Genomic DNA, 21,779 nt, shown 5'->3' with positions numbered 1-21,779 from the left:
CATCCGAGACTAATTGACATCTCGTCAAGTATAACGAACACTATGTCACATCGTTAGTTGGATCACAACAGAAACGGACAAGGTCAATGAGCACACAGACCGCACGCAACGACGCGACGCTGCCCGCCGAAACGCGGATTGTCATCGTCGGAGCCGGGATGGCGGGACTCGGCGCGGCGTTCCGGTTGCTCGCCGCCGGCATCGAGGACTTCGTCGTCCTCGAACGCGCCGACCGGGTCGGGGGGACCTGGCGGGACAACGACTATCCCGGTTGCGCGGTCGACATCGCCTCGGCGTACTACTCGTACTCGTTCGCGCCCAAGCACGACTGGTCGCACAGCTTCGCCCGGCAGCCCGAGCTGCTGGCGTACCTCGAGGACCTCGCGACCACCCCCGCGGTGGCCGAACGGCTGTACTTCGACTGCGGACTCGAGTCGGCACATTGGGACGAGGAACGCGGCCGCTGGCACGTCGAGACCCCGCGGGGGACGATCTCCGCGCAGTTGCTGGTGCCGGCGGTGGGCATCCTCAACCGACCGACCGCCCCCGACGTTCCCGGCCTGGATTCCTTCGCCGGCAAGGTTTTTCACACCACCGAATGGGATCACGACTACGACCTGCGTGGTCGCCGCGTCGCGGTGATCGGCACCGGGTCGACGGCCTCGCAGGTGATCCCCGCCATCGCGCCGGAGGTCGGTCACCTGACCGTCTTCCAGCGGTCGGCGGGCTGGGTGTTGCCGCGCATCGACTGGAAGGTCTCCCGCCTGGAGAAGGCGCTGATGAAGCGCTTCCCCGTGCTGATGCGGGCGCGCCGGTGGCGCCAGCACTGGACCCGGGAACTGTTCCTGTTCCCGGTTCTGCTCAACCCCGGCCGTAAGCTGATCGTCGTCGAGGCCCTGCTGCGCCTCTTCTTCCGCGCACAGGTACCCGATCCGCAGATCCGGGCGAAGCTGCTGCCCAAGGACCGGTTCGGCTGCAAACGCCCGATCCTGTCCAGCGATTACCTGCGCACCTACATGCGGGACAACGTCGAGTTGGTCACCGAGCCCATCACCGAGATCCGCCCGCACGCCGTGGTCACCGCCGACGGTCGGGAGCATCCGGTGGATGCGCTGGTGCTGGCCACCGGCTTCAAGCCCTACGAGTGGGTCGACGCCGCCCGCGTGGTCGGCCGCGAGGGCAAGACCCTCGACCACGACTGGCGCGAACACGGCGCCCGGTCCTATCTCGGCGGCGCGGTGCACGGTTTCCCGAACCTGTTCTACGTCGTGGGCCCGAACACCGCGGTGTTCACCTCGATCCTGTTCGTCATCGAACAGGTCATCGAGCACTTCGTCCGAACCGTCCAGGAGATGGACCGGCATGGGCTGCGCGTGATCGAGGCGCGCGCCGACGCGCAGGACGAGTTCGGCACCGAGATGACCGACCGGCTCGACGGCACGGTCTGGACCAGCGGTTGCAGCAGCTGGCTGCTGCACGAGACCAAGCACAACCCGACCCTGTGGCCCGGCGACACGACCGAGATCGTCGGCAGGCTGCGGCATTTCGACGCACTCGCCTACGACGTCACGCCCGCCGAAGACGGGTCGACCGACCTGCCTCGGGTCCCGCAGTACCTCTGACCCCGCCACCCGACCCGAAGGACACCCGGTGCACAGTCCCGCGCACATACTCGGACACGCCGCCGAAAGATTCGGCGACAAAACAGCTTTGGTGACCGCCGACCGCACGCTGTCGTATCGCGAACTCGACGAGGCGGCCGACGCCGTCGCGCACGGGCTCGTCGAACGCGGCGTGCGACCCGGCCAGACCGTGTCGCTGTACTCCCCGAACCGATGGGAGTGGATCGTCACCTACCACGGCGCCCTGAAGGCCGGGGCCGTGGTGAATCCGGTCAACGTGATGCTGACCCGCGACGAACTGGCCTATGTGCTGCGGGACTGCTCGGCCACCGCGGTGTTCGCCGGCGGCGAGCAGGCCGAGTGGATCCGCGACCTGGCGAAGGACCTGCCCGAGCTGCGGGCGGTCGTCGCCTTCGGGGAGGCGCCGGCCGGGACCACCCCGTTCGAGACGCTGTTGACGCCGCGCCCCGATCGTCCCGGGATCCCGATTCCCGGGCCGACGGAGCCGAGCACCATCGGGTACACGTCGGGGACCACCGGTCACCCCAAGGGCGCGGTGCAGAGCCATCGCGCGGTGCTGACCAACTGCGCGCTGACCGCGACGATGCACGGGCGCGGCGCCGACGACGTCGTCGTGACCGCGCTGCCGGCCCCGCACGTCTACGGCAACGTCGCGATCAACAGCACCTTCCTCACCGGGGGCACGGTGGTGTTGATGTCGCGGTTCGAACCCGCGGCCGCGTTGCGCCTCATCGAGCAACATCGCGCGACGATGTTCGAGGGCGTGCCGGCCATGTACGCGATGATGCTGGCCGACCCGGCCCTGGCCGGCACCGACCTGAGTTCGCTGACCCGTTGCACGGTCGGCGGGCAGACGTTCCCGGTCGCCACGCTGGAGAAGTGGGAAGCCGTCTCGGGGGTCCGCCTGATCGAACTCTGGGGCATGACCGAGATCGCCGGCCTCGGGCTCACCCACGCCGTGCACGCTCCGCCGGTACCGGGCTCGGTCGGGGTGGCGCTGCCCGGCGTGCAGGTCCGCGTCGCTGACCTGACCGACAGCGCCCTCGACGCGCCCACCGGGGAGCCCGGGGAGCTGATGGTGCGCGGTCCCATCGTGATGCTCGGTTACCACGACAACCCGGCGGCCACCGCCGAGACCATCGAGCCCGACGGCTGGCTGCACACCGGCGACATCGCCACCATGGACGACACCGGCCACGTCTTCATCGTCGACCGGCGCAAGGACATGATCATCTCCGGCGGCTACAACATCTATCCCGCGGAGATCGAACGCGTGTTGTCCGCGCACCCCGATGTCGCCCTGGTGGCCGCCGGGCCGGTGCCGGACGCGGTCAAGGGCGAACTGCCGTGCGCGTACGTGGTGCGGGTCCCGGGCAGCACGGTCACCGAGGAGGAACTCGCCGATTTCGCCGGGACCCGGCTGGCCGCCTACAAGCGGCCGCGGCTGTTCTGTTTCGTCGACGCGCTGCCCACCACGTCGTCGGGCAAGGTGATGCGGCGCGCGCTGGCCGCGTTGCGGGCGGACACGCAGTCCGACACGCCCGAGAGCGTCGGAGGTACGTCCTAGACTGACGGGCCTATGGGCACTTCGGATGGCTTCGTTCACCTGCACAACCACACCGAGTACTCGATGCTGGACGGCGCCGCCAAGATCAAGCCGATGCTGGCGGAGGCGCAGCGCCTCGGGATGACCGCGATCGGCATGACCGACCACGGCAACATGTTCGGCGCCAGCCAGTTCTACAACGAGGCCAAGGACGCGGGCATCAAGCCGATCATCGGCGTCGAGGCCTACATCGCCCCGGCGTCGCGCTTCGACACCCGCCGGATCACCTGGGGTGACCCCAGCCAGAAGTCCGACGACGTGTCGGCCAGCGGTGCGTACCTGCACATGACGATGGTCGCGGAGAACGCCCGGGGGCTGCGCAACCTGTTCAAGCTGTCCTCACTGGCGTCGTTCGAGGGGCAGCTCGGCAAGTGGCCGCGGATGGATGCCGAGATCATCGCCGAGCATGCCGAGGGCATCATCGCCACCACGGGCTGTCCGTCCGGCGAGGTGCAGACCCGGCTGCGGCTCGGGCACAACCAGGAGGCCCTCGAGGCGGCCGCCAAGTGGCGCGAGATCTTCGGACCGGACAACTTCTTCCTGGAGCTGATGGACCACGGGTTGTCGATCGAGCGCCGGGTCCGCGACGGCCTCCTGGAGATCGGCCGCAAGCTCGGGATCCGGCCGCTGGCGACCAACGACTGCCACTACGTCACCAAGGACGCCGCGCGCAACCACGAGGCGCTGCTGTGCATCCAGACGGGCAAGACGCTGTCGGACCCGAACCGGTTCAAGTTCGACGGCGACGGTTACTACCTCAAGTCCGCGGCCGAGATGCGCGAGCTGTGGGACGGCGAGGTGCCCGAGGCGTGCGATTCGACGCTGCTGATCGCCGAACGGGTCACCCCGTACGACGAGGTCTGGACGCCGGTCGACCGGATGCCGGTGTTCCCGGTGCCCGAGGGCCACGATCAGGGATCGTGGCTGCGGCACGAGGTGCACGCCGGGCTGCGCCGCCGCTTCCCGGACGGCGTGGCCCAGGAGTACACCGACCGCGCCGAGTACGAGATCGACGTGATCTGCGGCAAGGGCTTCCCGTCGTATTTCCTCATCGTGGCCGACCTGATCAACTACGCGCGGTCCATCGACATCCGGGTCGGTCCCGGGCGTGGCTCGGCCGCGGGGTCGCTGGTGGCCTACGCGCTGGGCATCACCAACATCGACCCCATTCCACACGGGCTGCTGTTCGAGCGGTTCCTCAACCCCGAGCGGCCGTCGGCCCCCGACATCGACATCGACTTCGACGACCGTCGCCGCGGGGAGATGGTGCGCTACGCCGCCGACCGGTGGGGCAGTGACCGGGTCGCCCAGGTCATCACCTTCGGCACCATCAAGACCAAGGCCGCCCTGAAGGACTCGGCCCGGGTCAACTACGGCCAGCCCGGCTACGCCATCGCCGACCGGATCACCAAGGCGCTGCCGCCCCCGATCATGGCCAAGGACATTCCGCTGTCCGGGATCACCGATCCCACCCATGAGCGGTACAAGGAGGCCGCCGAGGTCCGTGGGCTGATCGACACCGACCCGGACGTGCGGACCATCTACGAGACCGCGCGCGGACTCGAGGGGCTGGTCCGCAACGCCGGCGTGCACGCCTGCGCGGTGATCATGAGCTCCGAACCGCTCATCGACGCCATCCCGCTGTGGAAGCGGCCGCAGGACGGCGCCATCATCACCGGCTGGGATTACCCGTCCTGCGAGGACATCGGCCTGCTGAAGATGGACTTCCTGGGCCTGCGCAACCTGACGATCATCGGCGACGCGCTGGAGAACATCAAGTCCAACCGCGGCATCGACCTGGACCTGGAATCGCTCCCGTTCGACGACGCGGCGACCTACGAATTGCTTTCCCGCGGAGACACTCTCGGCGTGTTCCAGCTCGACGGCGGGCCGATGCGCGACCTGCTGCGGCGCATGCAACCCACCGAGTTCAACGACATCGTGGCCGTGCTGGCGCTGTATCGGCCCGGTCCGATGGGCATGAACGCCCACAACGACTACGCCGACCGCAAGAACGGTCGCCAGCAGATCAAACCGATCCACCCCGAACTCGAAGAGCCGCTGCGCGAGATCCTGTCGGAGACCTACGGCCTGATCGTCTATCAAGAGCAGATCATGTTCATCGCGCAGAAGGTCGCCTCCTACACCATGGGCAAGGCCGATGCGCTCCGCAAGGCCATGGGCAAGAAGAAGCTCGAGGTCCTCGAGGCCGAGTACAAGGGCTTCTACGAGGGCATGACCGCCAACGGGTTCTCCGAGGGCGCGGTGAAGGCGCTGTGGGACACCATCCTTCCGTTCGCGGGATACGCGTTCAACAAGTCGCACGCCGCGGGTTACGGCCTGGTGTCCTACTGGACGGCCTACCTGAAGGCGAACTATCCCTCGGAGTACATGGCGGGATTGTTGACGTCGGTGGGCGACGACAAGGACAAGGCGGCGGTCTACCTGGCGGACTGCCGGCGCCTCGGCATCACCGTGCTGCCGCCGGACGTCAACGAATCCAGCCTGCACTTCACCTCGGTGGGCACCGACATCCGGTTCGGGCTGGGCGCGGTGCGCAACGTCGGCGCCAACGTGGTTTCCTCGCTCATCGAAACCCGCACGCAGAAGGGTCATTTCACCGACTTCTCGGATTACCTGAACAAGATCGAGGTGTCGGTCTGCAACAAGAAGGTGACCGAGTCGCTGATCAAGGCGGGCGCGTTCGACTCGCTCAAGCACGCCCGCAAGGGGCTGTTCCTGATTCACACCGACGCCGTCGATTCGGTGCTGGGGACCAAGAAGGCCGAGGCGATGGGTCAGTTCGACCTGTTCGGCGGCGGGGACGGCGACGGCGCCGAGGGCAGCGACCCGGTGTTCACCATCAAGGTGCCCGACGAGGAGTGGGACGACAAGCACAAGCTGGCACTCGAACGCGAGATGCTCGGCCTGTATGTGTCCGGGCACCCGCTCGACGGTGTCGCGCACCTGCTGGCCGCCCAGGTCGACACCGCGCTGCCGGCGATCCTGGACGGCGATGTGCCGCATGACGCGCAGGTTCAGGTGGGCGGGATCCTGGCCTCGGTCAACCGGCGCGTCAACAAGAACGGATTGCCCTGGGCCTCTGCGCAATTGGAGGATCTCACCGGCGGTATCGAGGTGCTGTTCTTCCCGCAGACCTATTCGATGTTCGGCGCCGATGTGGCCGACGACACCGTGGTCCTGCTCAAGGCGAAGGTCGCCGTCCGCGACGACCGGCGGTCGCTGATAGTGCACGAGCTGGTGGTACCGGACTTCTCGAACGCCCAGATCGACCGGCCGCTGTCGGTCAGCCTGCCCACGCGCCAGTGCACCATCGACAAGGTCACCGCGCTCAAGCAGGTGCTGGCGCGGCACCCGGGGACATCTCAGGTGCACCTGCGGCTGATCAGCGGCGAACGGATCACCACGCTGGAACTGGATCAGTCGCTGCGCGTGACGAACTCCTCGGCGCTGATGGGAGATCTCAAGGCACTACTCGGTCCGGGGTGCCTCGGGGGCTGAGCCCGCGAGGGCGAGGGCGGGACGCGAGCGGGGGAGGACGCGCGCGATCAGTGCCGACGGTGACCGGCGCGGAGAATCCACCACACTGCGGTGGCCACTGCGGTCGCGATCAACACGGCGGCCGAGGGATTGCCGGTCACCACGCCCACACCCGCCAATACGAGTGCGCCGACGATCAGCGCCACCACCTTGTAGGCCGGCCACGGCACACCCGCGATCAGCACCTCCCGCTGGGCGAGCGGCGTCCGCGACGGTGCTGCGGAACGGAACTGCTCGGCGGTGGTCATGCCCTCGATGATAGCCCGTACAGAAAGTTTCGGCTACCCGAAACACTGGGTGTGGCGGCTCGATTTCGTTAGGCTGGCGAAATGCCGCTTGAAGGAGAGTATGCGCCGAGCACGCTGGATTGGTCCCGGGAAAACGCCGAGGAGTACATGAGCTCGGGCGGGACCAAGGGCACCGAGTTGCGGGGGATGCCGGTGGTGTTGTTGACCACAGTCGGAGCCAAGACCGGCAAGCTGCGCAAGATCCCGTTGATGCGGGTCGAGCACAACGGCGAGTACGCGATCGTGGCGTCGCTCGGCGGCGCCCCCAAGCATCCGGTCTGGTACTACAACGTCAAGGCGAATCCGCTGGTCGAGCTGCAGGACGGCACTATCTCGGCGGACTACCACGCCCGTGAGGTCTTCGACGACGAGCGTCGGCTGTGGTGGGACCGGGCCGTCGCCGCCTTCCCGGACTACGCCGACTACCAGACCAAGACCGACCGGCAGATCCCGGTGTTCGTCCTCACCCCCGCCTAAAGGATTTCACCGGTCAAATCCTCGCGTGGCACCATTGACCGGTGTCCGCTGAACTGAGTCAAGCACCACGGGTGACACCGTCGAGCCCCCCGCTGAGCGGGGCCGATGTCGAGGCGGCGGCCAAGCGAATTTCCGGCGTGGTGAGCCCGACCCCGCTGCAATACAGCGACCGGCTGTCGCAGCTGACCGATGCCCGGGTCTACCTCAAGCGCGAAGACCTGCAAACCGTCCGGTCCTACAAGGTGCGCGGCGCCTACAACATGCTGCTCCAGCTGACGCCCGAGGAGTTGGCCGCCGGTGTGGTGTGCTCCTCGGCCGGCAACCACGCGCAGGGCTTCGCCCTGGCCTGCCGGTCGATGGGCATCCAGGGCCGGATCTACGTACCGGCCAAGACCCCGAAGCAGAAGCGTGACCGCATCCGCTATCACGGCGGAGACTTCATCGAGCTGATCATCGGCGGCAAGACCTACGACATGGCGGCCGAGGCCGCGCTCGCCGACGCCCGCAGCACCGGCGCCACCCTGGTCCACCCGTACGACGACGTGCGCACCATGGCCGGCCAGGGCACCATCGCCGTGGAACTGCTCGATCAGCTCGACGGCGAACCCGACCTGGTGGTGGTGCCCGTCGGCGGCGGCGGCTGCATCAGCGGCATCACCACCTACCTGGCCGAGCGCACCACCGCGACCTCGGTGCTGGGGGTCGAACCCGCCGGCGCCGCGTCGATGGTCGCCGCGCTGGCCGAGGGGCACCCGGTGACGCTCGAGCACGTCGATCAGTTCGTCGACGGCGCGGCCGTGGCCCGCGCGGGTGCCCTGCCGTTCGCGGCGCTGTCCTGCGCCGGCGACCGGGTATCGATCACGACGGTCGACGAGGGTGCGGTCTGCACCGCCATGCTGGACCTGTACCAGAACGAGGGGATCATCGCCGAACCCGCCGGCGCACTGTCGGTGGCCGGCCTCCTCGAGACCGACGTCATGCCGGGTGCAACGGTGGTGTGCCTGATCTCGGGCGGCAACAACGATGTGTCCCGCTACGGCGAGGTGCTGGAACGCTCGCTGGTGCATCTGGGCCTCAAGCACTACTTCCTGGTCGACTTCCCGCAGGAGCCGGGGGCGCTGCGCCGCTTCCTCGACGAGGTGCTGGGCCCCAACGACGACATCACGCTCTTCGAGTACGTCAAGCGCAACAACCGGGAGACCGGGGAGGCGTTGGTCGGCATCCAGCTGGGGTCGGCCGCCGACCTGGACCGCCTGATGGCGCGGATGCAGAGCTCGGAGAGTCACGTCGAGCTGCTCGAGCCGGGCTCGCCGACCTACCGCTACCTCACCTAGCCGGCCGCTCGGGTCGGCCGCTGCAGCGGTCAGTTGCTGCGCAGCACCGCAAAGGAATGGCCGTCCAGTTCGGTTGCGGCGGCGCCGATCCGGGGTGCACCCCAGGCGTAGACCAACTCACCGTGCACCGGAACGGACGTCGGCTCGACACCGAGATTGCAGGCGACCCTCAGCGATCCGCGGCGCCACGCGATCCAGCGGGCGTCCTCGTCGAACTCCACCGTCATGTGGTCGAGCCAGAAGTCGGCGAGATCGGGCTCGGTGCGGCGCAGCCGGATCAGGTCGCGGTAGACCCCCAGGATCGCGGCATGCCGGCCCGATGCGGGCTCGCTCCAGTCCAGCTTGGACCGGTGGAACGTCTCGGGGTCTTGCGGATCGGGGACCTCGGCGGCGTCCCAGCCGTGATCGGCGAACTCCGCCCGGCGGCCCTGCCGGGTGGCCTCGGCCAACTCGGGTTCCGGGTGCGAGCTGAAGAACTGGAACGGCGTTCCGGCGGCCCATTCCTCGCCCATGAACACCATGGCGGTGAACGGCGTCAACAGCGCGAGCGCCGCGCTGACCGCGAGTTGACCGTCGCTGAGATAGGCCGAGGGCCGGTCGCCGACGGCCCGGTTGCCCACCTGGTCGTGGGTGCTGGTGTAGGCGAGCAGCCGGGAACCCGGGATGACCGAGGTGTCCAACGGCCGACCGTGGCGCCGCTTGCGGAACGACGAGAACGTCCCGGCGTGATGAAACCCGTTCTTGAGCGTGCTCGCCAGCACCGCCAGGGAGCCGAAATCACCGTAGTAGCCGTGTTGTTCGCCGGACACGGCGGTATGCAGGGCGTGATGGATGTCGTCGTCCCACTGGGCGGTCATCCCGTACCCGCCGGCTGAGCGCGGGGTGATGAAGCGCGGGTCGTTGCGGTCGCTCTCGGCGATCAGCGCCAGCGGCCGGCCCAACTCCGTTGCCAGCGCCTCGGTTTCGGCCGAGAGTTCCTCCAGGATGTGCACCGCGGTGGTGTCGACCAGCGCGTGCACGGCGTCCAGGCGCAGGCCGTCGAAGTGGAACTCACGCATCCAGCGCAGCGCGCACCCGATGATGTAGTTGCGCACCTCGTCGGATTCGGCGTCGGCGATGTTGATTCCCTCGCCCCAGGGATTGCTCGCCGAGGACAGGTAGGGGCCGAACCGGGGCAGGTAGTTGCCCGAAGGGCCGAGATGATTGAACACCGCGTCGAGCAGCACGCCCAGGCCCGCCCGATGACATGCCTGCACGAAGCGCAGCAGCCCGTCGGGCCCGCCGTAGGGTTCGTGCACCGCGTACCACAGCACGCCGTCGTAACCCCAGCCGTGGTCACCGGCGAACGCGTTGACCGGCATCAGTTCGACGAAGTCCACCCCGAGGTCGACCAGATGCCCGAGCTTGTCGATGGCCGCGTCGAAGGTGCCCGCCGCGGTGAACGTGCCGACGTGCAGCTCGTAGATGACCGCCCCCTCCACCGACCGGCCCGCCCAGCCGGTCTCGCTCGCGGCGGCGGGGCGCCACAGCGCCGAGCGGGCGTGCACCCCCTCGGGTTGGCGCGCCGAACGCGGATCGGGCAGCACCGTCGGGTCGTCGTCGAGGACGAACCCGTACCGGGCGTCCGGCGCGACGTCCACGGCGGTGCGCCACCAAGCGTCGGCGCCGCGTTCCATCGGATGCAGCGTGCCCTCGACGTCGAGGCGCACCAACTCGGGCCGCGGCGCCCAGACGGCGAACTCGTGGTCAGGCATCGGCGCGCTCCAGCAACGCCACCGGAAGTTCGGCGAACAACTCCGCGACCGGCACCGACCCGACGTGGGTCCGGCCGGTCAGGCGATCCGTCCACGTGCCTTCGGGCAGCGCCAATGCGGTGTCCTGCCAACCCGATTCGCTCAACGTCACCGTCCATCGGGTCACGGCCACCAGCACGTCGGGGCCGCGCCGGAACCCCACCAGGTGATCGGCGGCGGCTCCCGTCGCCGACACCGGGGCGTAGCCGCCGGACAGGAAGGCCTCGGGCCGGGCGCGGCGCAGCTGCAGCGCGGCACGCACCACCCGCAGCTTGGGGTGTTCGCCGGCGGCCAGCGCGGCCCGGCGCGCGGCATAGTCGACCGGGCGCCGGTTGTCCGGGTCCACGAGGCTGTCTTCCCACAGCTCGGTGCCCTGGTAGACGTCGGGGACGCCCGGCACCGTCAGGGCCAGCAGCTTCTGCCCGAGCGCATCGGAGTGGGCGTGCGGCGCCAGTCGCGCGGTCAGCGCGGTGAGTTCGGCGGCCACCGGTCCGTCCAGTACGTCGTCGATCCAGCCGTGGATCGCGGCCTCGAACTCGGCCTCGGGCTCGTGCCAGGAGGTATGCACGGCGGCCTCGCGCAACGCCTTCTCGGCGTAGCCGTGCAGCCGGTCCCGCAACGACCGGTCGACCCGGCCGTCGGCGGGCCACACCCCGAAGATGTTCTGCCACAAGAACAATCCGCTGTCCGGGGCGGGGCAGGGTGTCGTCTGCTCCCAGCCGGCGAGCATCTCGGCCCACAGCCCGGGCACCTGGGACAGCACCCCGATCCGGGCGCGGACGTCCTCGCCGCGTTTGGTGTCGTGGGTGGTCAGCGTCGCCATGGCGGTGGGCCAGCGGCGGGCCCGTTCGGCGGCACTGTGATGGAACTCGGCGGCGCTGACCCCGAACCGCTGCGGGCTGCCGCCGACCTCGTTGAGGGAGACCAGCCGGGTGTCCCGATAGAACAGGCAATCCTCGACGGCCTTGGCGGTCACCGCGCCGCACAACTGCTGCAGTCGGGTCGCGGGTTCCTCGGCGCCGAGCCCGGCCACCAGCACCTGCAGCGGCGCGGCCAGGTCGGGGTCGGCGGCGACGGTCTCGGCGATCGCGGTCGACAGCATCGCCGAAAGCCCCGGATAGTCGCAGCGGTAGACGTGGATGTGGGTCAGCAGCGCGGCGATCGCTTCCGGCAGCCGGGGATGATCGTGGCCGGCGGCGGCGACCACCGCGCGGCGCAGCCGGGCCAGCTCGGAGGCCAGCGTCTCGGTCGCGGCGGCGGTCTTGAGCTCGGCCTCCACCCGGTGCACGTCGGTGTTCTCGAACCCCGCGGAGTCGCTCAACGCGGTCAGCGTCTCGGCGCCGGCCGGATCGACGAACACCCCGCCGACCTCGCGCAGTACGTCGTACCCGGTGGTGCCGTCGACCGGCAGCGTCGGCTCCAGCGCCTCGTCGACCGCCAGGATCTTCTCGATCACGATGTAGGCCTGCGGGCCGGTGAGCTCGCGCAGCCGGTGCAGATAGCCGACCGGGTCGGCCAGCCCGTCGGGATGGTCGATGCGCACCCCGTCGACCAGGTTCTCGTCGAACCACCGCTTGACCTCGACATGGCTGGCGTCGAACACGTCGGGGTCCTCCTGGCGCAGTCCCGCCAGGGAGGTGATGGAGAAGAACCGGCGATAGCCGCACACGTTGCGGCGCCAGCCCACCAGCCGGTAGTGCTGCCGGTCGTGGACCTCGGCGCCGGTGCCGCCGCCGGTGCCCGCCGCGATCGGGAAACGCAGGTCCCCGAGCGTGAGCGTGTCTCCGTCGACCGTCAGCGCCTCGACATCCTCGTCGGAGCCCAGGACCGGCAGGACGATCCGGCCGTCGGGGTCGAGGTCCCAGTCGACGTCGAAGAATCGGGCGAACCGCGAACCCCGGCCGTGTTCGAGCAGATCCCACCACCACGGGTTCAGCTCGGGCCGCTCGACGCCGACATGGTTGGGGACGATGTCGACCAGCAGGCCCATCCCGCGGTCCCGTGCCGCCCGCGACAGGGCGGCCAGGCCCTCGGGACCGCCGAGCTCGGCGGACACCGCGGTCGGATCGGTGACGTCGTACCCGTGCGTCGAACCCTGGACGGCGGTCAGGATGGGGGACAGGTAGACGTGGCTGACGCCCAGGTCGTCGAGGTAGTCCAGCAGCTCCAGCGCATCGCCCAGGGTGAAACCGTCGCCGCGCAACTGCAGGCGGTAGGTGGACAGCACCGGCCGGCCCATGGTCACGACGTCTTGCGGAGCACGAGCACCGACCGCGGTTCCAGGGTGACCCGCTCGCCCGCGCGCACGACCTTGTCGCTGGCTCCGGTGGGCGTCGAGGTGTCCAATGCCGAGCTCCATTCCTGTGCGTAGCGGCCGTCGGGTGTGACGAAGTCCATACCCTCGGCGCTGGCGTTGAAACACAGCAGGAACGAGTCGTCGATCACTCTCTCGCCGCGCTTGTCGGGCTCCGGGATCGCCTCGCCGTTGAGGAAGACCGCCAGCGACGCCCCGAAGGGCGCATGCCAGTCCTCGGGCGTCATCTCCCGGCCGGACGGCGTCAGCCAGGCGATGTCGCGGTACTGGTCGCCGGTGCGGATCGGGGTGCCCGCGAAGAATCGGCGGCGGCGGAACACCGGGTGCGCGCGGCGCAGGCCGGTGGCCCGCCGCATGAACGCCAGCAGGTCGGCGTTGGTCTCGGCCAACGACCAGTCCATCCAGGACAATTCGGAGTCCTGGCAGTAGACGTTGTTGTTGCCCAACTGGCTGCGGCCCAACTCGTCGCCGTGGCTGATCATCGGCGTGCCCTGGCTGACCATCAGCGTGGCGATGATGTTGCGCATCTGCTTTGCCCGCAACGCCAGAATGTCCGGGTCGTCGGCGGGACCCTCGACTCCGCAATTCCAGGACCGATTGTGGTTCTCCCCGTCGGCGTTGCCCTCGCCGTTGGCCTCGTTGTGTTTCTCGTTGTAGGACACCAGGTCTGCGAGGGTGAACCCGTCGTGGGCGGTGACGAAGTTGATGCTGGCGCTGGGACGACGCCCGGTGTGCTCGTAGAGGTCCGACGACCCGGTCAGCCGCGAGGCGAACTCACCCAGGGTCGCCGGCTCGCCCCGCCAGAAGTCGCGCACCGTGTCCCGGTACTTTCCGTTCCACTCGGTCCACAGACCGGGGAAATTGCCCACCTGATAGCCGCCCTCGCCGACATCCCACGGCTCGGCGATCAGTTTGACCTGGCTGATCACCGGGTCCTGTTGCACCAGGTCGAAAAACGCCGACAACCGGTCCACGTCGTAGAACTCGCGCGCCAGCGTCGAGGCGAGGTCGAAACGGAAACCGTCGACGTGCATTTCGAGCACCCAGTACCGCAGCGAGTCCATGATCAGCTGCAGGGTGTGCGGGTGCCGGGCGTTGAGACTGTTGCCGGTGCCGGTGAAGTCCTTGTAGTAGCGCAGATCGTCGTCGAGCAGCCGGTAGTACGCGGCGTTGTCGATCCCGCGGAAGTTGAGGGTGGGTCCCAGATGGTCGCCCTCGGCGGTGTGGTTGTAGACCACGTCGAGGATGACCTCGATACCGGCCTCGTGGAACGCCCGGACCATGGCCTTGAACTCCGCCACCGCGCCGCCGGCCTTGTGGGTGGCCGCGTACTGGTAGTGCGGGGCGAAGAATCCGAAAGTGTTGTAGCCCCAGTAGTTTCGCAGCCCGAGCGCCAACAGTCGCTGGTCGTGCAGGAATTGGTGTACCGGCATGAGCTCGATTGCCGTGACGTCCAGCGACTTCAGATGCTCGATGATCACCGGGTGGGCGAGACCGGCGTAGGTCCCGCGCAACTCCGCCGGCACGCCGGGATGGTTCTGCGTCATCCCCTTGACGTGGGCCTCGTAGATGATCGTCTGGTTGTACGGCGTGCGCGGTGCCCGGTCGTTGGCCCAGTTGAAGAACGGGTTGATCACCACACTGGTCATGGTGTGGCCCAGCGAGTCCACCCGCGGCGGGGTGCCGCCGGAGGCCGGATCCTCGGCGTTCAGGTCGTAGGAGAACAGTGCCTGCGAGAAGTGGAAATCGCCGTCGAAGGACTTCCCGTACGGATCCAGCAGCAGCTTGGAGGGGTCACACCGGTGGCCGGACTCCGGTGCCCAGGGACCGTGGACCCGGTAGCCGTACCGCTGGCCGGGGACGACGGCGGGCAGGTACGCATGCCACACGTGACCGTCGACCTCGTCGAGTTCGATGCGGGTCTCCGAGCCGTCCTTGGCGATCAGGCACAGCTCGACCCTGTCGGCCACCTCGGAGAACAGCGAGAAGTTGGTCCCCGCACCGTCGTAGGTGGCGCCCAGCGGATAGGCGCTGCCCGGCCACACGGTGGGGGCCCAGGGCCGTGCCGGATCCGCCGGCGTCGGCTCGGTCGACGACATCATTCGACTGTATCGGCGTACCGACCGCCCGGCCCGATCGCAGCGGTGATGGTCACCACCATCCGGTCGCGGCGGCGATCTGGCGGCCCAGTTCCGGTGCCATGGTGCGCATGTACGTGGCGGTGAAGTGGTGAGAGTCGTGATACATCAAGACGTTTCCTTCGACCGCCCGGCAGAAGTCGGCGCGGCAGACCGCCTCGCTCATGTCCAGCGGCTTGAGGTTCGGGAACCGGTCGAGGAATTCCAGGGTGGGGTTCTCCGGCGCCAGCACCACCGACCGTTTCACCCCGCAGGACACCGCATCGCCGCCGTCGGCCAGGCAATCGGTGGGGAAGAACGGCTTCGTGTTCTTGACCATCCATGGGGTGTCACGCATGGCGAGCACCTCGATGCCGTGCTCGGCGAACTCTTCCCAGATGCCGAAGTAGGTCCCCGGCATCACGTCGCCGGGCTTGATGTTCCATGGCCGCGTCGAGGTGGTGAACACGTAGTCGGGCTTGTCGGCGATGATCTCGGCCATCGCCTTGCGCACCCAGTCGTAGCACTGCGGGTACTTGGCGTTGCTGCCCATGATGATCGGGTTCTTCTCGGTGGACAGCGGACAGGCCATCTTCAGATAGGTGACCACCTTGAAGTTGTGCATCCGGCCCAGCAGGTCGAGCGCGGTGAGCCAGTGCTCGGCATGCGAACCGCCCGCCACCGCGATGGTGCGGGTGGCGTCCTCGTCGCCGTAGGTGCACTTGATGACGTTCGCGTTCTTGAAGTTGCTGATGCAACCGTCGGTGGTCGAGACCGGCAGATCCTTGGCCGCCTCCAGCACCGTCGGGCGCATCGGCACCCGCGGCACCCGCGCATCGTTGAGCAGCGCCTTGGCGCCCGGGTAGTCGCGGGTGCTCAGCCCGGCGAGTTCCTTGCCGTCCGCCCGTTGCAGCATCACGTGCTCGCGCCAGGTGAACGAGGTCGCGGTGAGCGCCACGCCGAGCAGGGCCACGGTGGAACCCAGCACGATCGTCGGCCGACGCAGCCGCTGCCGCAGCGGGAGCTTGACCGCCGCGCTCGCCGTGGCCGGGGCGCCGCGGTAGCGCAGCGGCTCCTCGATGAACCGCATGGTCAGATACGCCAGCACGCCGGAGACCGCGAGGATCACCGCGCCGTCGAGGAAGCTCGCGTGGGAGCGGCCGCTGTAGGACAACCAGAAGATGAGCAGCGGCCAATGCCACAGGTACAGCGAATAGGCCAGGGCGCCCAGCGTCACCAGCGGGCCCCAGGCCAGCACCCGGTTGGGCAGCGGCATCCTGCCGCGGCAGTGCGGGTCGGCCTGCCGGTTGGCCGCGGCCAGGATCATCAGGATGGTGGCGCCGACGGGCACCAGCGCCCACGGGCCGGGGAACTCCTGGCCGCCGTCGATCAGCATGCCGCAGGACAGGATCGCGGCCAGGCCGACGAAGGCCATCAGGCTGCGGATCCACATCGGCAGCCGCAGCGAGCCGACCGCGGCGCCGGCCAGCGCCCCGGCCAGCAGTTCCCAGCCGCGCGCGAAGCTGTTGTAGTAGGCGGCCGACGGATCGGCGTTGTGGGCGAAGATCGCGTAGACGAACGAGGCGATGGTCAACGCGCTGATCAGGACCAGGAAGAAGATCCGAAGGTTGCGGCCCAGCGGCTTGCGCAGCAACGCGGTGCACAGCAGGACGACGATCAGGAAAGCGATGTAGAACTGGCCCTGCACCGACATCGACCAGATGTGCTGCAGCGGGCTGACCGCCTCACCGGCACGCGCGTAGTCGCCGGCGGTGTTGGACAGCTCCCAGTTCTGGTAGTAACCCAAGCTGGCCAGGCTCTGGTCGGCGAACGCCTCCCAACGGGTCTCCGGCTGGATCAGGATGGTCAGCACCGCCGAGGCGGCCAACACCACCACCAGCGCGGGCAGCAGTCGGCGGACCAGTCGGGTGACCTCCCGGCGCGGGGACGGCAGCGTCTGGGCGGTCAGCGAGTTGCGCAGCAGCCGCCCGCCGAAGAAGAACCCGGACAGCACCAGAAACACGTCCACACCACCGGAGACCCGGCCGAACCAGACGTGGAAGACAGCAACCAGCGCGATGGCCACGCCGCGCAGGCCATCGAGATCGTGTCGGTAGAAACCCGCTTTCCTGGCCCCCTTCGCGGGCGGGGACACAGGCTCCGGAACGGATGTCGAAGCCGGCCGGTTGGGGAGCAGGGCGATCATGGTCGCTCGACAATCTACCTAACCGAGGCCCGTATCTCATTTTCGTGCGGTCGCCCCGGCCCGGCGGATTCCCGCGGCGCATTAGGCTCGGTGCCCGTGTGTGCGTTGACCCCCGAGGAGATCAGCTCGATCGACGCCGCCCACATCTGGCATCCGTACAGCACCATCGGCGCGCCCGGAACGACGCCGCCGGTGGTGGCGCTGGCGGCGCGCGGGGCGTGGCTGACGGTGTCCCGCAACGGGCGCGAGGTCGAGGTCCTCGACGCGATGGCGTCCTGGTGGACGGCGGTGCACGGGCACGGCCACCCGGTCCTCGACGCCGCGATCCGCGACCAGCTGTCGGTGCTCAACCACGTGATGTTCGGCGGACTCACCCACGAGCCGGCCGCCCGGCTGGCGCAGCTGCTCGTCGAGATCACCCCCGCCGGCCTGGACACGGTGTTCTTCAGCGACTCCGGGTCGGTGGCGGTCGAGGTGGCGGTGAAGATGGCGTTGCAGTACCAGCTCTCGCGCGGACGTCCCGGCAAGCACCGGTTGATGACGTGGCGGGGCGGCTATCACGGCGACACCTTCACGCCGATGAGCGTCTGCGATCCCGACGGCGGCATGCACGAGCTGTGGACCGGCCCGCAGGTGGGCGGCAACTCGTTGCTGGCCCAGCAGATCTTCGCGCCGGCGGTGCCGCGGGACTACGACCCGCAGTACTGCCGCGCCTTCGAGGACCAGTTGGCGCGCCACGCCGACGAACTCGCCGCCGTGATCGTGGAACCGGTGGTGCAGGGCGCCGGCGGGATGCGCTTCCACGACCCGCGCTACCTCGCCGAGCTGCGCGCCATCTGCGACCGGCACGACGTGTTGTTGATCTTCGACGAGATCGCCACCGGGTTCGGCCGCACCGGGGAGTTGTTCGCCGCCGACCACGCCGGGGTCAGCCCGGACATCATGTGCGTCGGCAAGGCGCTCACCGGCGGCTACCTGACGCTGGCGGCCACGCTGTGCACGGGCGAGATCGCCGATGTCATCAGCAATTCCGAGGCCGGCGCGTTGATGCACGGCCCGACGTTCATGGCCAACGCGCTGGCGTGCGCGGTCTCGGTGGCCAGCGTCGAACTGCTGCTCGGCCAGGACTGGCGCGTCCAGGTCAGGCGGATCGAGGCGGGGCTGACGGCGGGGCTGGCACCGGCGCGCGACCTGCCCGGGGTGGCCGAGGTGCGGGTGCTCGGCGCCATCGGGGTGCTGGAGATGACCCGTCCGGTCGACCTGGCCGTGGCGACCGAGGCGGCCCTCGACCACGGCGTCTGGTTGCGGCCGTTCCGCAACCTGGTCTACGTGATGCCGCCGTTCATCTGCACCGACGAGGAGATCGCCCAGATCACCGCCGCGATGATCGGCGTGGCTCGTGCATTAGCCTGAACGGTGTTCAATTCGCAGTGAGGAGCATCGGGTGACGCACACCGGCCTTTCCCCGCTGGCCTGGCTGGCCGACGTCGAGCGCGAGCGCCGCGCGGCCGGTCTGCGGCGCGTGTTGCGCACGCGTCCGCCGGTCGGCACCGAGCTCGACCTGGCCTCCAACGACTACCTGGGCCTGTCGCAGCACCCCGCGGTGCTCGACGGCGGCGTCGCGGCGCTGCGGACCTGGGGGGCCGGCGCCGGGGGATCCCGGCTGGTCACCGGCAACACCGAGCTGCACGAGGAGTTCGAGTCCGCCCTCGCGGACTTCGTCGGCGCCGAATCCGCCCTGGTGTTCTCGTCGGGCTACACGGCGAACCTGGGCGCCGTGGTGGCGCTGTCCGGTCCCGGCACGCTGCTGGTCTCCGACGCCATGACGCACGCCTCGCTGGTCGACGCGTGCCGGTTGTCGCGGTCGCGGGTGGTGGTGACGCCGCATCAGGACGTCGCCGCCGTCGAGGCCGCCCTGGCCGGCCGCGTCGAGGAGCGCGCCGTGGTGCTCACCGAATCGGTGTTCTCCACCGACGGGGCGCTGGCCCCGCTGCGCGAACTGCGCGATGTGTGCCGCCGCCACGGCGCGCTGCTGGTGGTGGACGAGGCGCACGGCCTGGGTGTGCGGGGCAGCGGGGGACAGGGACTCGTCCACGAACTCGGCCTGGCCGGCGACCCCGATGTGGTCGTGACCACCACCCTGTCCAAGGCGCTGGGCAGTCAGGGCGGGGTGGTGCTGGGCGCCGCCGCCGTCCGCGCGCACCTGATCGACACCGCCCGGCCGTTCATCTTCGACACCGGTTTGGCCCCGGCCGCGGTGGGCGCGGCGCTGGCCGCGCTGCGGGTGCTCATCGCCGAGCCCGGGCGGGCCGGGGCGGTACTGACGCACGCGCGCGAGCTGGCCCGCATCTGCGGCAGCGCACAACATCCGGAATCGGCAGTGGTATCGGTCATCCTGGGGGAGCCCGAGGTGGCGGTGAACGCGGCCGCGGCCTGTCTGGACCGCGGGGTCCGGGTCGGTTGTTTCCGCCCGCCGACGGTCCCGGCCGGGACCTCCCGGCTGCGCTTGACCGCGCGCGCCTCCCTGACCGACGACGAGATGGCGTCGGCGCGGCAGGTGCTGACCGAAGTGCTCGCCGCCGCCCGCGCATGACCGTCCTGGTGGTGACCGGCACCGACACCGGCGTCGGCAAGACCGTGACGACGGCCGCGCTGGCGTGCGCGGCGCGGTTGGCCGGGCTGGACGTCGCGGTGTGCAAGCCCGTGCAGACCGGCACCATCGACGGCGACGACGACCTCGGAGAGGTACGGCGACTGTCCGGAGTGACGCGGCTGCACGGCGGCTGGCGGTACCCGGAACCGTTGGCGCCCGAGGCGGCCGCCCGGCGCAGCGGTTCGCCCCTGCCGGGTCGCGCCGAGTTGGTGGCCGCGGTGCGGGCCGCCGACGGACCGGCCCGACTCACCCTGGTCGAGGGCGCCGGCGGGCTGCTGGTGGCCCTCGGGGCCGACGGCGTCACCGTGCGCGATATCGCCGCCGACCTGTCGGCGCCCGTCCTGGTCGTGGTCGCGCCCGGACTCGGCACCCTCAACCACACCGCCCTGACCCTGGAATCCCTTGCCGGTCAAGGTATCCCGTGCGCCGGTCTGGTCATCGGCGCCTGGCCCGCCGAGCCGGGGGTTGCCGAAGAAGACAACCGGGCCGCGCTGAGCGCGCTCGCGCCGGTGCGCGCGGTCCTGCCATCGGGCGCCGGCGCCCGGGACGGCGCCCAGTTCGCCGAGCTGTGCGGCAGCGCGTTCGATCGGCACTGGATCGAGAGCCTGCGCTGAGATGGTGCACTCGGTCGAGCTGGTCTTCGATGCGGACACCGAGGCCACGGTCCGGGGGATCTGGGACGAGCTGCGCGCCGCCGGGATCGCGAGTCCGGCGCCGGCGGCGCGCCCGCACTGCACCCTGACGGTCGCGCAGCGGATCGATGCGCGCGTCGACGCGTCGCTCGCCGACGTGCTGGACCGGTTCCCGCTGCCGTGTCGGCTGGGAGCGACCCTGATCTTCGGCCGGGCGGCCGGGGTGCTCGCGCGCTCGGTGCTGCCGACCGAGGAGCTGTTGGCGGTGCACCGCGAGGTGTACCGGTTGACCCTGCCGCTGCTGGAACCGGCGCCGATGCCGCACACGGCGCCCGGTCAGTGGTCTCCGCACGTCACGTTGGCGCGGCGGCTGCCGCCGGAGCGCCTGGCGGCCGCGCTGCGGATTGCGGGGACGCCCGCGGAGATCGTCGGCACCGTCGTCGGCCTGCGGCGCTGGCAGGGCGAGAGCCGGACCGAGCATCGGATCGGGTGAGTGCGCCTAGTTCGCGGTGCCGGTGGCCGGGTCGTGGGCCGCGCCGTGCACGGCCAGGCCGTCGATCAGCAGGCTCAGCCCGAACGCGAACTGCCGGTCGGTGTCGCTCATCAGGACCGACTGCTCGTCCGGCAGCGCGCCCGCGGCGTCCCACTGCCGGCGGGACTGCTCGTCGACCGTGAAGCCCAGCACGTAGTAGATCAGCGTGCGCGCGGTGGAGTCGGCGTCGTCGCCGTGGGCACCCGCTTCGGCCGCGGCCGCGGCGAGCTGGTCGAGGATCTGAACGACGGTCGCGGACTGGCCGGCGGCGAAACTGGCGGACACCAGCTCCGCCCCGTCGGTGTGCGACAGCACGGCGTCGCGCAGCGCCGCGCAGCTGTCCTGGATGGCCCGGCGCCAACCCAGACCGGTGACGTCGACCACGGCGGAGCGCAGAATCCGGTCCGCAACAGCGCCGAGCAGCTCCTGCTTGTTGGCGAAATGCCAGTACAGGGCGCCGGGGCTGACGTTGAGCTCCCGCGCCAGCCGACGCATGGTCAGGTCCGCGATGCCGTAGTTGTCGAGAATCGCCGCGGCCGCGTCCACCACGTCGGGTTTGTGGAGTTGCACACCGTTACCTTAACCTGAACACCGTTCAAGTCGATGATCATGGAGGAGTGCCGG

The 21,779-nt window shown here is 69.5% G+C and carries 15 protein-coding genes; 9 read left to right on the top strand and 6 right to left on the bottom strand.

Annotation, left to right across the window (positions count from 1 at the left end; all coding sequences use genetic code 11):
* Positions 1-86: 86 nt before the first annotated feature.
* The 3 genes from R2K23_RS12380 to dnaE are packed head-to-tail and all read left to right on the top strand — an operon-like array spanning position 87 to position 6,771.
* Positions 87-1,622, top strand: a complete 1,536-nt coding sequence (locus tag R2K23_RS12380; protein ID WP_316509896.1) for a flavin-containing monooxygenase — start codon at positions 87-89, stop codon at positions 1,620-1,622.
* Positions 1,623-1,650: 28 nt separating this feature from the next.
* The gene (locus R2K23_RS12375) at positions 1,651-3,210 is read left to right on the top strand and encodes a class I adenylate-forming enzyme family protein (RefSeq protein ID WP_396891882.1); all 1,560 of its coding nucleotides are present in this window, start codon (positions 1,651-1,653) and stop codon (positions 3,208-3,210) included.
* Positions 3,211-3,222: 12 nt separating this feature from the next.
* The gene (dnaE, locus tag R2K23_RS12370) at positions 3,223-6,771 is read left to right on the top strand and encodes a DNA polymerase III subunit alpha (RefSeq protein ID WP_316509894.1); all 3,549 of its coding nucleotides are present in this window, start codon (positions 3,223-3,225) and stop codon (positions 6,769-6,771) included.
* Positions 6,772-6,818: 47 nt separating this feature from the next.
* Here the strand turns inward: dnaE and R2K23_RS12365 are convergent, their stop codons facing one another.
* Entirely contained in the window at positions 6,819-7,058 is a 240-nt protein-coding gene (locus R2K23_RS12365; RefSeq protein ID WP_316509893.1) for a hypothetical protein, read from the bottom strand.
* An 81-nt stretch (positions 7,059-7,139) separates the two neighbouring features.
* On the opposite strand from R2K23_RS12365, the gene R2K23_RS12360 reads away from it, so the two are divergent.
* Both R2K23_RS12360 and ilvA read left to right on the top strand, forming a co-directional pair.
* The gene (locus tag R2K23_RS12360) at positions 7,140-7,574 is read left to right on the top strand and encodes a nitroreductase family deazaflavin-dependent oxidoreductase (RefSeq protein ID WP_316509892.1); all 435 of its coding nucleotides are present in this window, start codon (positions 7,140-7,142) and stop codon (positions 7,572-7,574) included.
* 41 nt (positions 7,575-7,615) lie between these two features.
* Positions 7,616-8,908 carry a threonine ammonia-lyase IlvA gene (gene ilvA, locus R2K23_RS12355; protein WP_316509891.1) on the top strand — a complete coding sequence of 431 codons (1,293 nt, stop codon included), beginning with the start codon at positions 7,616-7,618 and terminating at the stop codon, positions 8,906-8,908.
* 29 nt (positions 8,909-8,937) lie between these two features.
* On the opposite strand, the gene treZ is transcribed toward ilvA, so the two are convergent.
* Genes treZ through R2K23_RS12335 form a run of 4 tightly spaced genes read right to left on the bottom strand, consistent with a single transcriptional unit; the run spans position 8,938 to position 17,338 of the window.
* Positions 8,938-10,662, bottom strand: a complete 1,725-nt coding sequence (treZ, locus tag R2K23_RS12350; RefSeq protein ID WP_316509890.1) for a malto-oligosyltrehalose trehalohydrolase — start codon at positions 10,660-10,662, stop codon at positions 8,938-8,940.
* Entirely contained in the window at positions 10,655-12,940 is a 2,286-nt protein-coding gene (gene treY, locus R2K23_RS12345; RefSeq protein ID WP_316517241.1) for a malto-oligosyltrehalose synthase, read from the bottom strand. The genes treZ and treY overlap by 8 nt, the downstream gene beginning before the upstream one ends.
* Before the next feature lie 2 nt (positions 12,941-12,942).
* Positions 12,943-15,114, bottom strand: coding sequence for a glycogen debranching protein GlgX (glgX, locus tag R2K23_RS12340; RefSeq protein WP_316509889.1), 2,172 nt, complete (start codon positions 15,112-15,114; stop codon positions 12,943-12,945).
* 52 nt (positions 15,115-15,166) lie between these two features.
* Complete coding sequence (locus tag R2K23_RS12335) at positions 15,167-17,338, bottom strand: acyltransferase family protein (RefSeq protein ID WP_316509888.1); 2,172 nt, start codon at positions 17,336-17,338, stop codon at positions 15,167-15,169.
* A 96-nt stretch (positions 17,339-17,434) separates the two neighbouring features.
* Here R2K23_RS12335 and R2K23_RS12330 point away from each other — a divergent pair, with 96 nt between their 5' ends.
* From R2K23_RS12330 to R2K23_RS12315, 4 genes are read left to right on the top strand one after another with little or no spacing between them, the layout of a single operon-like run.
* On the top strand, positions 17,435-18,751 hold the full coding sequence (locus R2K23_RS12330; protein ID WP_316509887.1) for an adenosylmethionine--8-amino-7-oxononanoate transaminase: 1,317 nt from the start codon (positions 17,435-17,437) through the stop codon (positions 18,749-18,751).
* A gap of 31 nt (positions 18,752-18,782) precedes the next feature.
* Complete coding sequence (locus R2K23_RS12325; protein ID WP_316509885.1) at positions 18,783-19,931, top strand: 8-amino-7-oxononanoate synthase; 1,149 nt, start codon at positions 18,783-18,785, stop codon at positions 19,929-19,931.
* Positions 19,928-20,605 (top strand): dethiobiotin synthase, encoded by a 678-nt coding sequence (bioD, locus tag R2K23_RS12320; RefSeq protein ID WP_316509884.1) that lies wholly within the window; start codon positions 19,928-19,930, stop codon positions 20,603-20,605. The genes R2K23_RS12325 and bioD overlap by 4 nt, the downstream gene beginning before the upstream one ends.
* A 1-nt stretch (position 20,606) precedes the next feature.
* Positions 20,607-21,116: a 2'-5' RNA ligase family protein gene (locus tag R2K23_RS12315; protein WP_316509883.1), complete on the top strand. Its 510-nt coding sequence runs from the start codon at positions 20,607-20,609 to the stop codon at positions 21,114-21,116.
* Between the two features lie 6 nt (positions 21,117-21,122).
* Here R2K23_RS12315 and R2K23_RS12310 read toward each other — a convergent pair whose 3' ends face one another.
* Positions 21,123-21,725, bottom strand: coding sequence for a TetR family transcriptional regulator (locus R2K23_RS12310; protein WP_316509882.1), 603 nt, complete (start codon positions 21,723-21,725; stop codon positions 21,123-21,125).
* Positions 21,726-21,779 lie beyond the last annotated feature (54 nt).

It is taken from the genome of Mycolicibacterium sp. MU0050 (genome assembly GCF_963378085.1).
GTDB classification, from domain to species: domain Bacteria; phylum Actinomycetota; class Actinomycetes; order Mycobacteriales; family Mycobacteriaceae; genus Mycobacterium; species Mycobacterium wendilense.
Note: the sequence above shows the minus strand (reverse complement) of the source record. Positions and strands in the feature narration are given on the sequence as shown.

Bases quoted from the DNA above. Each gene is read 5' to 3' on its own strand.
- treY (WP_316517241.1), bottom strand. From the start codon at position 12,940: ATGGGCCGGCCGGTGCTGTCCACCTACCGCCTGCAGTTGCGCGGCGAC.
- R2K23_RS12365 (WP_316509893.1), bottom strand. From the start codon at position 7,058: ATGACCACCGCCGAGCAGTTCCGTTCCGCAGCACCGTCGCGGACGCCG.
- R2K23_RS12360 (WP_316509892.1), top strand. From the start codon at position 7,140: ATGCCGCTTGAAGGAGAGTATGCGCCGAGCACGCTGGATTGGTCCCGG.
- dnaE (WP_316509894.1), top strand. From the start codon at position 3,223: ATGGGCACTTCGGATGGCTTCGTTCACCTGCACAACCACACCGAGTAC.
- R2K23_RS12315 (WP_316509883.1), top strand. From the start codon at position 20,607: ATGGTGCACTCGGTCGAGCTGGTCTTCGATGCGGACACCGAGGCCACG.
- R2K23_RS12335 (WP_316509888.1), bottom strand. From the start codon at position 17,338: ATGATCGCCCTGCTCCCCAACCGGCCGGCTTCGACATCCGTTCCGGAG.
- R2K23_RS12380 (WP_316509896.1), top strand. From the start codon at position 87: ATGAGCACACAGACCGCACGCAACGACGCGACGCTGCCCGCCGAAACG.
- glgX (WP_316509889.1), bottom strand. From the start codon at position 15,114: ATGTCGTCGACCGAGCCGACGCCGGCGGATCCGGCACGGCCCTGGGCC.
- treZ (WP_316509890.1), bottom strand. From the start codon at position 10,662: ATGCCTGACCACGAGTTCGCCGTCTGGGCGCCGCGGCCCGAGTTGGTG.
- bioD (WP_316509884.1), top strand. From the start codon at position 19,928: ATGACCGTCCTGGTGGTGACCGGCACCGACACCGGCGTCGGCAAGACC.